The 12,974-nt window shown below is 59.4% G+C and carries 11 protein-coding genes and 1 pseudogene; all 12 read right to left on the bottom strand.

Going from position 1 to position 12,974, the window contains the following annotated elements; translation table 11 throughout:
• Nucleotides 1–7 precede the first annotated feature (7 nt).
• Complete coding sequence (locus L6R21_17655; protein MCK6561025.1) at nt 8–340, bottom strand: type II toxin-antitoxin system HicB family antitoxin; 333 nt, start codon at nt 338–340, stop codon at nt 8–10.
• Nucleotides 337–591 (bottom strand): type II toxin-antitoxin system HicA family toxin, encoded by a 255-nt coding sequence (locus L6R21_17650; GenBank protein ID MCK6561024.1) that lies wholly within the window; start codon nt 589–591, stop codon nt 337–339. Before L6R21_17650 ends, L6R21_17655 begins: the two co-directional genes overlap by 4 nt.
• 493 nt (nt 592–1,084) lie before the next feature.
• Complete coding sequence (locus L6R21_17645; protein MCK6561023.1) at nt 1,085–1,627, bottom strand: hypothetical protein; 543 nt, start codon at nt 1,625–1,627, stop codon at nt 1,085–1,087.
• 100 nt (nt 1,628–1,727) lie between these two features.
• Nucleotides 1,728–2,273: a peptidylprolyl isomerase gene (locus L6R21_17640; GenBank protein ID MCK6561022.1), complete on the bottom strand. Its 546-nt coding sequence runs from the start codon at nt 2,271–2,273 to the stop codon at nt 1,728–1,730.
• A 116-nt stretch (nt 2,274–2,389) separates the two neighbouring features.
• Nucleotides 2,390–3,868: a hypothetical protein gene (locus tag L6R21_17635; GenBank protein MCK6561021.1), complete on the bottom strand. Its 1,479-nt coding sequence runs from the start codon at nt 3,866–3,868 to the stop codon at nt 2,390–2,392.
• Nucleotides 3,869–4,483: 615 nt separating this feature from the next.
• Entirely contained in the window at nt 4,484–5,992 is a 1,509-nt protein-coding gene (locus L6R21_17630) for an NADH-quinone oxidoreductase subunit N (protein MCK6561020.1), read from the bottom strand.
• Between the two features lie 196 nt (nt 5,993–6,188).
• Nucleotides 6,189–7,736 carry an NADH-quinone oxidoreductase subunit M gene (locus L6R21_17625; GenBank protein ID MCK6561019.1) on the bottom strand — a complete coding sequence of 516 codons (1,548 nt, stop codon included), beginning with the start codon at nt 7,734–7,736 and terminating at the stop codon, nt 6,189–6,191.
• Nucleotides 7,737–7,861: 125 nt separating this feature from the next.
• Nucleotides 7,862–9,895 carry an NADH-quinone oxidoreductase subunit L gene (gene nuoL / locus L6R21_17620; protein ID MCK6561018.1) on the bottom strand — a complete coding sequence of 678 codons (2,034 nt, stop codon included), beginning with the start codon at nt 9,893–9,895 and terminating at the stop codon, nt 7,862–7,864.
• Between the two features lie 186 nt (nt 9,896–10,081).
• On the bottom strand, nt 10,082–10,390 hold the full coding sequence (nuoK, locus tag L6R21_17615; GenBank protein ID MCK6561017.1) for an NADH-quinone oxidoreductase subunit NuoK: 309 nt from the start codon (nt 10,388–10,390) through the stop codon (nt 10,082–10,084).
• Nucleotides 10,390–10,887 carry an NADH-quinone oxidoreductase subunit J gene (locus L6R21_17610; protein MCK6561016.1) on the bottom strand — a complete coding sequence of 166 codons (498 nt, stop codon included), beginning with the start codon at nt 10,885–10,887 and terminating at the stop codon, nt 10,390–10,392. The genes nuoK and L6R21_17610 overlap by 1 nt, the downstream gene beginning before the upstream one ends.
• A gap of 55 nt (nt 10,888–10,942) precedes the next feature.
• Nucleotides 10,943–12,017, bottom strand: a pseudogene (nuoH, locus tag L6R21_17605) (NADH-quinone oxidoreductase subunit NuoH).
• A 174-nt stretch (nt 12,018–12,191) separates the two neighbouring features.
• Complete coding sequence (locus L6R21_17600; protein MCK6561015.1) at nt 12,192–12,668, bottom strand: NADH-quinone oxidoreductase subunit A; 477 nt, start codon at nt 12,666–12,668, stop codon at nt 12,192–12,194.
• Between the last annotated feature and the right edge of the window lie 306 nt (nt 12,669–12,974).

The following is a 12,974-nucleotide window of genomic DNA, read 5'->3' as shown; positions in this document are numbered from 1 at the left end:
GATGCTGCTACTGATTTGCTGCGTGGGCTAATGTCTCGGCAGCCCATTGGTTGATGCTTTTGCCTCTGACTTCCGCCGCCATTGCCACGGCAGCGTGAACTTCGGGGGGAATCCGTAACATGAGTTTTCCGGAATACGGTTTCTGAGGAGGACGTTTCAGTTCTTCGCAAGTATTGAGATAGTCGTCAACGGCTTCCTTGAAAGCTGCTCGCAATTTTGCCACTGACTCGCCGTGAAATCCCACAATATCGTTGATACCGGCAATATGGCCGACAAAGCAACCATCTTCATCACTATACTCGATTCGGGCAGCATATCCTTTGTACGTCATTGTTTTCATGGCTTGATTCCCAGTTGTTCTAAAAAACGTCGTGCATCACGTACTTGGTACGGCTTCGCTTCTTTGCGAGGATGCGGCCGATGGAAGGTCGCAATGACATTATGCAATTCAAAGCGCACCCTTGCGCCACTTCCTTCGATGACGCGAGCTCCAAGAGCAACGAAAAGAGTCTCAATTCGCCTCCATTCCAAGCTGGAGGGAATCGGTGTCTTGAAGATTTCCTTCAAGGTTTTCTGATGCTGTCTGTTCATTGCTCAAATGATAGCAAAATACGCTATCATATGCAAGCATTCTGTGATAGCATTAGCCTGACTCATCTGGCTTTCGCCGGAGGCATGACACGCGTGTGAACGAGGCATCTCATCTTCTCGATATGTGCGGATGCCAAAAATGAGCGGTAGTCAGACAGAGGAGTGGGTTTGAGCGAAGACGAGGCGTCAAGATTACCACCTCCCGGAATTCATGCCTCTGTTTTCTTGTCCGTTCCGTTTTCTCTGTGTACGCCCAGCATGGGTGTGAATGGAGGCGTGCAAGTCCCCTGTCGATCGCCGCCTGCTTGCTTCACGGAGCAGCAATGACTTGCGAAAGGCAAGAGCGGGCTGCCCAATTTACGAGGTCAGAGGAGTGGCTCGCAGAGCCAGGCAGGTTGCCACGCAAAGCAGCGACCGCGTCAAGGCTGTTGCGATGCTGCGATTTGGGGCGGACACGCGGCTCGGTTGGCTGGCACAAAACAGCCTTGCATTCCTACCTTTCCTGGGGCACAGCGAATGGGCCCTTACCCTCGTGCCGTGATTTCAGCCTGACTGCCAGGATCGCCGCTGCCAGCACCACCGCTACGAGGTTGAGCACGAACACATGCGAGGGCTTCAGACGCCAAAAGGATTCCAAGAACATCCGGCCCACCCAGCCCGGCCAGCTTGCCACGCCCTCCGGCAAGATTCCCTCCGGCGCACGGTACGTAGCGCCAAGCGTGAGCTGCGCAATCACCGGATTGAGCGGCTTGATCAGCAGATAGAACAGCGTGTCTTCCACCAGCCCGGCATAGAGCACCAACACCGCCAGCGCTTCGCGGCGGCGGCGGAAGCGCCAACCGGCGAGCAACAAAACGCCGGCTACGATCACGCCGTAGCTGAGTTGATAGACATTGTTGAGGCGCTGCGCCACTCCCTGCCAGCCGGTTGATTGCAGCAGCGCGGCGATGGCGCCGCCAAACAGCACATCATACAAGACCAGCGGCAGGAAGATCAGCAGCGTGAGCACGACCCGGCGCCAGAAAAGGTGGAACACGGTTTTCGTCTTTCGCAATGAAACGCGCAATACGACCCGGCCGGGCTGCGGGCAGAAAAAGAAAACCCTGGCCGGGCCAGGGTTGCTGAGGGTGCAGGTTCTACTTCAATCGCTTGAACAGGCAGTAACCTTGATCGGTTTTGATCGGCTGGCTGACGTCGCCCACTTTGAGCGCGAGAATCACCTGCTCAAACGCCGGCGTGAAATCGCCTTTGAATGCGTCGCCGAGGTCACCGCCGCGCGCCGCGTTTGGCCCGAGCGACTTTTCGGTGGCCAGCTTCTGGAAATCCGCGCCCGCCTGGATCTGCTTGAGCAGATCGAACGCTTCGGTCTCGGTTTTCACCAGGATCATCGCGGCGCGATACGGCTGTTCCCCGCGGCTCAGCTTTTCATCGCCGGTCACCGATTCCCGCCAAATGTACCCGGCGGTCGCCACCTGCAGCCATTTGTCTTCCACCGCCAGGATTTGCATGGGCGTGCCCCGCGTGAGCGACCCCAACACTTCGCCGCCCGGCGCCTTGCGCAGATTCTCCTGCGCCACTTTGACGAACACTACCTTGCCTTTGAAAAAACTCTCCTGGCCGAGGACAATGGCAGCCAGGCTGATCACGACACCGACCAATACTCCGCTGACGAACTTCTTCATTAATCCTTCCTCCGGTTTTTGCTCAGCCGCCCGCACAGCGATTGTGTCGGCGGTTGCGAGACTGGGTATCCACTACAGCAGATTTGCGATATCGCGGTTGGCATGCGGCGCAGTGACTACTCCGTTGCCGTCTGGCCGTTCCGGCGTTTCAATGCGACGTGCAAGGGTGTCATGCGCTGGTCGCGCACTTGCACGTCGAGAAAGCGCGCCGGCTCATAGTCAGGCACGCGCACTTCGACCGCATAGGTGCCGGGCAGCAACAGCCGTTGAAACCGGCCTTCCCGGCCGTTGGCTTGGCGCGGCTGCACATGGGCCGCTTCCAGACCCGCGACATGGATCCCGGCGGGCACGGGCTTGCCGGTTTCGCCGTCAACCACCTGGCCGAAAATGCCGGCGCCGAGCGCGCGCTCCAGCAGATAGAATGCGCCCGGCAGGTTCTGCTCGACGATGCGGTCCGCGTCGGCGAGTGAGGGGAAATATTCCTCGCCGGTTTCGATGATGAAATCGATCGCGCCGAGCGCGCCATACATCCACACCGAGCTTTGGCCGGCGCGGCCGTTGAGCGGCAAAATATTGTAGGTGCCGAGGCCCGAAAAGCGCGCAATGCGCGCCGCGCATTTCTCCGCGATGTCGAGAATCAGTTTCTGATCCGGCGGCGGCGCATAATTGCCCCAGGGATAGAGAATCGCTTCGCCATAGCTGTGATAGGACACACCCATGACGAACTTCTTTTGCAGCGCGAGCTGCTGCAGCGCCTGAATCTCAGGCTCGGAAAACGGCTCGGCGCCGCGGTAGAACCAACTGCTCGGCTCATTTTCGCCGCCGTCGCTCCAATTGTAGCCATAATTCCGATTCAAGTCAACTCCGTCGATCAGCGGATCGAAGCGGCCGTCGCGATTGTTGTCGCGCAGGTTTTTCCGCCACCACGGATATTCACGCCGGTTCGCCATCAGATACTCATAGCCGTCGGGATTGACGATCGGCACCAGCCAAATTTCCAAGCTATCGAGCAGGCGGGTGTGGCGGCTGCTGCTGCCGTAGTTGGTGAGCAGCCGGCTCATCAAACCGTGGCAAATGAAAACGCCGACCGGTTCGCGCGCGTGATGCAAGGCGCTGATCAAAAACGCGGGCTTGTCGAGCATGGCCGGCTGCGCCGCCGTCAGTCTGATCGCCAGGATCGGGTGCCGGCCGGTGCTGCTGCGGCCGATGGTGTCGAGGCGCGCGAGCTGCGGATAACGCTGTACCAACTCCTGGAAGCGCGCCTCCATCGCGGCGAGTGTGGGATAGCCCGCCGGCACCACGAGATTGGGTTGCGGCGCTTCTTGAGATTGACTGCCGTTATGGCGGCGGGCAGTGAAACCCTGCTGCCGGCCGGCAAACTGGCGCCAAAACGGCAAATCCGGCAGGCTCGCCAGCACCGCGCCGTGCGCGGTGGCGCTCGAAGCGCGGGAGGCCGGATCGTTGGCAATCCGCCGGCCGCCGGGCATGAGCCACAGGCCGAGCAGAGCCGAGTAAAACGCCAGCGAGAGCATGACACGGGAGGAACGGAAGCGGCGGACGGGGAAAAGGGCAAGTCCTTTACGCATGCGAGGCATGAAATTCCCTCGAGTTCGCGGGTTGTTGCGGCATGGATCCTGAGTGCCGGCTCATACGCCGGCGAGTCGTGCAAGCGCGGCGGCAAAGCGGTGAGGTCAACAAACAGCAGCGGCCAGGCTTTGTTCCCTCCTGCGGTTCCAGCAGGCTGGCAGCGCACGGAGTAACAATTCTTGAAGTAATCAACCTTGCCGGAATGAAAAGTGTGGCGAACTTAAAGAAACGAGGGTAGGCAAGCAAGTTAAAATTTGTGAACGGGCGCGGCACTTGCCGACGGCGGAGAGGGAATGCCTCAATCGCCGCCGGGACACATCTCCTCTCCCCCTGTCATGCTGTGCTGCCAGCCTGCTCTCCGACTCCAGCACCGTCCCGCGGCTCGGGCAAATCTCCTGCAGAACAAGTCTTGCGCCGGGCGTGCTTCGCCTCCGCAACGCGGACATACCGCAACTCAAAGGAACTTGCACACAGAGAGAAACAACTGAGCAGATGCAGAAGCTCTTTGTCAGTTGGGCTGTTTCTATCCGCCGGAGAATTTTCTTGATCGTCGAACGATTCCAATTCGGATGAACTAGTTGAAGCAGCGCATGGCCGCTGCGGCAAGGCGTGCAGCGCCCGCCTCAAATGCCCGCGAAAAACTTCACCGAAGCTTTGGTGAGATCGTAGAGCGGCCCAAACGCGATGCCCAGCACGAGCGTCGGCACGGCCAGAATGGCCAGCAGCGCCATCGCCGGCCAGGAAACCGCCAACCGTTCCGTCACCGGCGCGGCCGGCGTTTCCAGATACATGGCTTTGAAAATGCGCGCATAGTAATACAGCGAAATGACGGTGTTGATGATCGCCACCACCGCCAGCCAGAAGAACTGTGAATCGCCCTGCAGCACGGCGGCCAGCAAATAGAACTTGCCGACGAAGCCGATGGTAACCGGCAGGCCGGTGAGCGAAAAGAGAAAGACGGTCATGCAAACTGCGACCACGGGCGCGCGATACCCCAAGCCGCGGTAATCCTGCAGCCGTTCGCTGCCGATCAATTCCTGCACGATGATGACCACGAGGAACGCGCCGAGATTCATCAGATAGTACGCCACCAGATAGAACATCGTGGCGTTGATCCCGTTTTGCGTCAGCAACACCACGCCCATCAGGGCATAGCCGGCATGCGCAATGCTGGAGTAGGCCAGCAGGCGCTTGATGTTGTTTTGCACGATGGCCACGAGATTGCCCAGCGTCATGGTGGCGGCGGAAATCACCGCCAGCAGTTGCTGCCAATTCAAGCCGGCGATCGCGGACCAGCCCTCGCCGCCGGAAGTGGACAGGCCGACGGTGACGAAGCGAATCAACAGCGCGAAACCCGCGGCTTTCGGGCCCACGCTGAGAAAGGCGGTAATGGGCGTGGGCGCGCCTTCATACACATCCGGCGCCCAGAAGTGGAACGGCACCGAAGCAATCTTGTAGCCGAAGCCCGCGAGAATCAGCAGAAATGCCACGAACAACGTGAGCGGATTGGGCGAGTTGGTCGCGAGCAAGTGGGAGATATCGTAGATGTTGAGCGAGCCGGTCAGGCCGTAGATCAGTGACAGCCCGTAGAGCATCAACCCGGAGGAGAATGCGCCGTAAATCGCGTACTTCAGGCCGGCTTCGCTCGAGCGCTTGACGGATTTCAAATAGGTCGCCAGCGCGAAGGAGCTGAGACTCACGGTTTCGATGGCAATGAAGATGGTGAGCAGATTGGTGGCGGAGGCCATCCAAAACATGCCCAGCGTGGTGGCGGTCACCAGAATGAAATACTCTCCGACGCTGCGGCCGGCCAGTTCCAGCGAGGAGTAGGACAGCAGCACGGTCATGATCATGCTGCCGAGAAAAATCAGCTTGAAGAATGTGGCAAACCGGTCGACCGCCATCATGTTGTTGAACAGGCCGCGGCCGGGGTCATCGCTCTGCAGCAGCAGGACGAGCAGGCACAGCAGCCCGCCGGCGAGGGTGAGCAAGCCCAGCCAGGGCGTTTGCTCCCGCTTGAGGAACATGTCGACGATCATCAAGGCCAGCAGCAGGCCGATCAGCACGAACTCGGGCAGAAAATGGCCCAGGCTGGCGAGGTTGTCCTGCAAACGCGCGACGAAATCTGGCATATCGAGCAACCTATCTTCGTTTGGGTGGCGATCCTTGTGGAGATGCGTGGGTTCCGGCTCTCGCTCCTACTCCTCCTCTTACTCCTACTCCTACTCTTACTCTTACTCTTACTCAACTCTGGGAGTAGGAGTAAGAGTAAGAGTAGGAGTAAGAGTAAGAAGAAGAAGAAGAAGAGCAAGACCAGGAGTCGAAGCTCTAGTTCATCCCCATCAACATCGGGGCGGCTTCGCGCACGGTGGTAGCCAGGCTGTTGAGCGAGACTTCCAGCAGTTCCAGCATGGGCGCGGGATAAATGCCGAGAAAGATCACGATCACGACCAGCGGCACCAGCGTGAACAGCTCGCGCCGGTTGATTTCAGGCAGATCCGCATACTTGGGATTGAGCTTGCCGAGGAACATGCGCTGCAGCGTCCACAACATGTAGCCCGCGACGAACACGATGCCGAGCACCGAAATGATGGTATAAACGCGCAGATTGAACGTGGTGGAGCTGAAGGCACCGAGAAAACTGAACGCCTCGCTGATGAAGCTCGATAAGCCCGGCAGCCCGAGGTTGGCAAAGAAGGCCACGGTGACGATGCCGGTGTAGACCGGCATCGTCTGTGCCAGACCGCCGAAGCCGTCGATGTCACGATGGTGAGCGCGGTCATAGATCACGCCCACCAGGAGGAAGAGCATGGCGGTGACGGTGCCGTGATTGAACATCTGCAACACCGCGCCGTTGATGCCCAGTGGCGTCAAGCCGATCATGCCGAGCATGACCACGCCCATGTGGCCAATGGATGAATAGGCCACCAGCTTCTTCAAATCTTTCTGCGACATGGCGCAGAGCGCGCCGTAGACGATGCTGATCACCGCGATGGTGGCAAAGCCGTAGGCAAAAGGCGGATACTTCACCGCGTCCGGCAGGATCGGAAAGCTGATACGCAACATGCCGTAGGTTCCCATCTTCAACAAGACGCCCGCCAGAATCACACTGATGGCAGTGGGCGCCTCGACGTGGGCATCGGGCAACCAGGTGTGGAACGGCACGGCCGGTACTTTGATGGCGAAGCCGATGAACAGCGCGGCATAGAGCAGCAACCGCACGTCGAAATCCCGCAACAAGCCGGTGTGATTGGCTTGATCCATCATCGCCAGGATGTTGAAGGTGTGGCCGCCGGTGACCGGATCTTTCACATTGAAATAGAAAACCAGCATGGCGACCAGCATGAGCACCGAGCCGGCCAGCGTGTAGAGGAAGAACTTGATGGCGGCATATTCGCGCCGCGGGCCGCCCCAGATGCCGATGAGGAAGTACATCGGCAGCAGCATCACTTCCCAGAAAATGTAGAAGAGGAAGAAATCGAGCGCGCAAAACACGCCCATCATGCCGGCGTCGAGCAGCAAGAACATGACGAAGTAGCCCTTCACCGCCTTGTCGATGCCCCACGAGGCAAAGATGCAGAGGAAGGACAGCAGGGCGGTGAGCAACACCATGCTGATCGAGAGGCCGTCCACGCCGATGAAATACCAAATGTTGTAGGATTGGATCCAGGCTGCTTGCTCGACGAACTGCATGCTGGAGGTGGTGCGGTCGAATCCCATGAACAACAGGATGGCGAGCAGCACCTGGCCGCCGGTAAAGGCGGCCGCCAGCCATCGGATCAAGGTGTGCTGCTTTTCCCCGCGGGGGATGGCCAATATCACCGCGGCGCCGATCACCGGCAAAAAGATCATCCAACTGAGAATGTTAGGAATCATGTCTCCCTCGTGAACGCGTGTCAATGCTCGCGGAGGTTTGGCGAAGCCGGCTGCCGCCGGCCGGCACCAACGCCCGGGCCTTCGCTGCCAATGAAGTCAAAACGCTGCCGGGCGGAGCCGCAAACTCATGCAAACGCCAACTGCAGAACGTACAGCAAAACCACGGCGCCCAGCGCCATCAAGATGTAGGTTTGAATTCTTCCGGTTTGCACCTCGCGCAGCGTGCTGCCGAACCAGCCCACCACCGCGGCGACGCCGTTGACCGCGCCGTCGATGATACGGTTGTCGTGCCAGCCGCTCAGGCGCGCGCCCCAAACGGTGATTTTGGCGGCGCCGTTGACCAGGCCGTCGACCACCGTGGCATCAAACCAGGCGGAGAGGCGGCTCACCAGCAGGGTGCCGGCCACCACCGTGGCGGCATACAGCTCATCGAAATACCATTTATTCCAAATGAAATTGTAGACGGGTTTGAAGCGGTTGGCAAGCTCGTCGGCGGAGAACTTCTTCCAGTAGTAGAACGCGGTGGCCAGCAGAATGCCGAGGCCCGCCACGGCAATGGAAAGGTACATGGCCACGGTATGCGCGGTGTGGGCCGCCGCCGCATGCGCACCTTCGCCGCCTTCCAGCAGGGCGCGGGTCGCGTTGAGGGTTTCCGGCTTGCGGATCAAATCGGAAAACCAACTGCCGTAGCCGCCGACCACGGAGAAGAACGCCAGAATGAGCAGCGGAATGGTGATGACGCTGGGCGACTCATGAACGTGCGCGTGGATTTCGGCGTGCGCCGGCTTGCCGGCAAAGGTGAGGTAGATCAAGCGGAACATGTAGAAGGCGGTGAGACCGGCGCAGAACACTAGGGTCACGAAAATGATCATGTGCACGGCCTGGTGCGAAGTTAGCGCCTTCTCCAGTGCCGCGGCCAGAATCGCATCTTTGCTGAAAAAGCCGGAGAGCAGCGGCACACCGGCAATGGCGCAGGCCGCCACCGTCATGGTGAAAAAGGTGAGCGGCATCTTGCGGCGCAGCGCGCCCATGTTGCGCATATCTTGCGGATCAGTGTGATGGTCCTGCACGTGATGCAGCGCATGGTGCATGGCGTGAATCACCGAGCCGGAGGCCAAAAAGAGCAGCGCCTTGAAATAAGCATGGGTCATCAAGTGAAACAAACCCGCGGTATAGCCGCCCACGCCCAGGGCTGCGACCATGTAACCGAGCTGGCTCACAGTGGAATAGGCCAGCACCCGCTTGATATCCACCTGCGCGAGCGCGATCGTGGCCGCGATGAAGGCGGTAATGGTGCCGGTAATCGCGATCACCAGCAGGGCCGCTTCCGTGAACACGGGATAGACACGGCCGACCATGTAGACACCGGCGGCGACCATGGTGGCGGCATGAATCAACGCGGAGACCGGGGTCGGGCCTTCCATGGCATCGGGCAGCCAAACGTGCAGGGGAAACTGCGCCGATTTTCCCACCGCGCCGATGAAGACCAGCACGCCGGCGGCGGTGAGCCAGGGATCGAGCAGACGGCCTTGCGCAATCCCGTCAAAGACTTCCCGGAAGTTCAGCGTGCCGAGCTGCGCAAAGATGATCATGATGCCGGTGAACATGCCGATGTCACCGATGCGGTTGACGAGAAAGGCCTTCTTGGCGGCGTCGGAGGCCGAATCCTTTTCGAACCAATGGCCGATGAGAAAATAAGAGCAGACGCCCACCAACTCCCAAAACATGTAGATGCCGAAGAAGTTGTCCACCAGCACCAGGCCGAGCATCGAAAACGAGAACAGGCCGAGATAGGCAAAGTAGCGGCTGTACCGCACGTCGCCCTGCATGTAGCCGATGGAGAAGAGATGCACCACGGCGCTGATCAAGGTGACGACAAACAACATCACCGCGGTGAGATTGTCGACGGCCAGCCCGAACTTGATCTGCACCGGGCCCAGGCTTGCCCAGTTGAAAGTGGCCGCGACGCGGAAGTTGGGATCATAGCTGCCGAAAACCCGGCCCAGAATCACGATGGCCAGCAACAGGCTGATGGTGATGGCGCCGGTAGCGAGCCAGTCGCCCTGGCGCGGCAGCCGCTTGCCGAAGAAGATGAGAACAGTGAAAGCAGCGAGCGGCAGCAGCAGGATGATGACCGCTTGTGTGAGAATCGTATCCACGGAAAGTTCCCGAGATTAGTTGTGCCTCTTGCAGAATCGGTGCACGGTGACCTTGAAAGACATGTCCCCTCCTACCGTCCTCCTGAAAGGATCCCGTGAAGCTTCACCCGTCGCGCCCCGTCGGCCACGGCATTCGACGCACGGCTCGTCACGAGTATTGCTCTGTCAAACCAGGACGGCCGCGTCTCAACCGGCGAGCGAATCCGCCTCGTCGAGATTGACGGAGCGCATGCGTTGATAGATGTTCAGCACGATGGCCAGAGCCACGGCGACATTGGCGGCGGCAATGATGATGACGAAAATACCGATCACCTGGCCGTCCAGGTCGTGATCGAGATAACGCGCAAACGCGATGAAATTGATGTTGGCGGCATTGAGGATCAATTCGACGCCCATCAACACGGTCACGGCGTTACGTTTGGTGATCACCGCGACCAGACCCAGGGCGAACAAGAGCGCCGCCAGGATGAGAAAGTGCGACAGTCCGACCTGCATCAGCGTGACTCCCTGCGAGCAATATAGGCCGCTCCGACCAGCGCGGCGAGCAGAAGGATCGAAACGATTTCGAACGGGATGAGGTAATCGCTCAGCAACAAGGTGCCGAGCGTGGCGGTGGTGGCCGGCAGCTCCGGCGGTTTGGTGACCGCCCAGTCGTTGCTCAAGATCAGCCGGATGAGAATGGCGGCCACGCCGGCGCACACGATCACCGCCGGCAGCACTTGCAGCGTGCCGGTGCGCATCACCAAGCCGGTGATTTTTTGCGACAGCATCACACCGAACAGCAGCAGCACCAAAATGCCGCCCACGTAAATCAGCATCTGGGTGGCGGCCAGAAAATCCGCGCCCAGCAGGACGTAGAGGCCGCCCACACCGATGAACGTGAACAGCAGGCCGACCGCATTGTAGATGATGTTCCGGCCGAACACCATCACCGCCGCGGACACCAGCATGGCCCCGGCGATCACATAAAACATCAGGTCAAAAGTCGTCATGAGAAAATCCTGAGAGAATGGAATTCGCCGGCGCCTGTACGCCACGCACCGGCGCTCACAGCGCCATCCACAAGCCCACCGCAAAGATGCAGGCAAACGCAAACGGCGTCAGCACCTTCCAGGAGGTGTACATGAGCTGATCGACGCGCAGGCGCGGCAGCGTCCAGCGCAGCCACATTTGCACGAACACCAGCGCATAGGTTTTGCCCAGCAACCAGAACACCCCCCAGGCGCCGCCATTCAGCAAATCACCGAGCGGGCTTGACCAGCCGCCCAGGAACAAAGTGGCGACCACCAGCGAAACCACCAGCATCTCGCCGTACTCGGAGAGCATGAACACCGCCCACTTGAAACCGCTGTACTCCGTATGGAACCCGCCCACCAACTCCGATTCCGCTTCGGGTAGATCGAAGGGCGTACGATTGCACTCGGCGAGGGTGGCAGTAAAGAAGATGAGAAAGGCGACGAAGTTGAAGGGGGGATACTGGAAGATCATCCAATTCCAGAAACCGCCGTCCTGTGCCAGGGTAATTTCGCGGAAGCTCAACGAGCCGACTTGCATCACCACCACCAGAATCGCCAAGCCGGCCGGAATTTCGTAGCTCACGATTTGCGCGGCGGCGCGCATGCCGCCGAGCAGCGACCACTTGTTATTGGAAGCCCAGCCGGCCAGCAGCAAACCGATCACCGAGAGTGAAGTGATCGCGGCGACGAAGAAGACACCGATGTTGAAGTCGGCAAAATGGAAGTCGCGAGTGTAGGAGAGGGCGGCCAGCGCAGCGCAGGGTGCGGCGAAGACGATGAGCGGGGCGAGCAGGTGCAGGCGTTTGTCCGCGGCTTTGGGGACGATGTCTTCTTTGAGTAGGAGTTTGAGGGCGTCGGCGAGCGTTTGCAGCACGCCCTGAAACGGCCCCACTTCCATCGGCCCCAGGCGATCCTGCATCCAGGCGGATACTTTGCGCTCGAGCCAAACCAGAACCAGGGCGTTGAGCGCCATGTAGATGCAAATGACGAGGCCGAACACCGCCATCACCAGAACAGCCACCAGAATCTCTTGAAAGCCCAATTGCGCTTGCAGGTAGGCTATCAACTCATGCATGGGTGCATCTCCTTCTCTGGATCATCGCCATTATCGCGGCACGCTGCGGCGCAGGCGGCAAGCAGACGAACCGGCGGCCGCGGTGGCCGCAGACCGGTATTTTCCGGCCGGGTGCCATGCCGTGCTGCCGGAACCGTTCTGCTTCCCTGGCGGGCATGGGCCAAGGTTGCGCCGCGCGGGCAACACTTCCGGCGGCACGCGCGGTCTACGCCGGCTCGCTCACGGATTCCTTGGCGCCGGCCGGGACGATGCCGGGCGGCGGCAGTTCTTCATAAAGCTCGGGCGAGCGGGCGCGCGCATATTGGCCGGTCTCGGGTTTGTCCCACTCCAAATCACCTTTGCGCCAAACGTAGGCGAGGCCGAACAGCAGAATCGACACGAACACCGCCATTTCGACGAAAGCGAAGGCGCCGTATTGATTGAGCTGTTTGAACACGGCGGCCCAGGGGAAAAGTACGGCGATTTCGACGTCGAAGATCAGGAAGATCAGCGCGATGACGTAGAAGCGGTTGTTGAATTGAATCCAGGATTCGCCGATGGGTTGCTCGCCGCATTCGTAGGTGGACATCTTGGCGGCCGTGGGGTTCCGAGGTTGCAGCAGGCGGGAGATGAGAAGAGTGATGCCGATGAAGGCAGCGCCGACAATGAAGAAGGCGAGTGCGGTTCCAAAATCAAATAACATTTCCCTTCCTTCCCTCGCTCACGAGTGCAACACAAGCTGCCTGTGATGAATATGTCCCGTCGCACAGGGACGAGCAGAAAGAGAAACGCCGGTTCTCACCGGATGATGAGCTGTGAGTCGTTTTCCTCTCTCCGCAGTGTTTTTTGATCAGGAACAACGTGCTGAATCGCGGCCATGATATAAAAAAAAGGCTAGAGAGTCAAGCGAAAAGTCGGCAGGTCATGCGCTGCGCATTGGCTCATAAATATTGTTACCGAAGGTTTTTTGAAATGGCGTCGTTGCCTCATAATATGTGTTACCCAATCG

This window comes from bacterium (assembly GCA_023150945.1).
Lineage (GTDB): Bacteria > Zhuqueibacterota > Zhuqueibacteria > Zhuqueibacterales > Zhuqueibacteraceae > Coneutiohabitans.
The sequence above is the reverse complement of the archived record's forward strand: the minus strand, read 5'-3'. Positions and strand labels throughout refer to the sequence as shown.

Bases quoted from the DNA above. Each gene is read 5' to 3' on its own strand.
- L6R21_17630 (MCK6561020.1), bottom strand. From the start codon at position 5,992: ATGCCAGATTTCGTCGCGCGTTTGCAGGACAACCTCGCCAGCCTGGGC.
- L6R21_17635 (MCK6561021.1), bottom strand. From the start codon at position 3,868: ATGCCTCGCATGCGTAAAGGACTTGCCCTTTTCCCCGTCCGCCGCTTC.
- L6R21_17610 (MCK6561016.1), bottom strand. From the start codon at position 10,887: ATGACGACTTTTGACCTGATGTTTTATGTGATCGCCGGGGCCATGCTG.
- nuoK (MCK6561017.1), bottom strand. From the start codon at position 10,390: ATGCAGGTCGGACTGTCGCACTTTCTCATCCTGGCGGCGCTCTTGTTC.
- L6R21_17655 (MCK6561025.1), bottom strand. From the start codon at position 340: ATGAAAACAATGACGTACAAAGGATATGCTGCCCGAATCGAGTATAGT.
- L6R21_17600 (MCK6561015.1), bottom strand. From the start codon at position 12,668: ATGTTATTTGATTTTGGAACCGCACTCGCCTTCTTCATTGTCGGCGCT.
- L6R21_17650 (MCK6561024.1), bottom strand. From the start codon at position 591: ATGAACAGACAGCATCAGAAAACCTTGAAGGAAATCTTCAAGACACCG.
- L6R21_17625 (MCK6561019.1), bottom strand. From the start codon at position 7,736: ATGATTCCTAACATTCTCAGTTGGATGATCTTTTTGCCGGTGATCGGC.
- L6R21_17640 (MCK6561022.1), bottom strand. From the start codon at position 2,273: ATGAAGAAGTTCGTCAGCGGAGTATTGGTCGGTGTCGTGATCAGCCTG.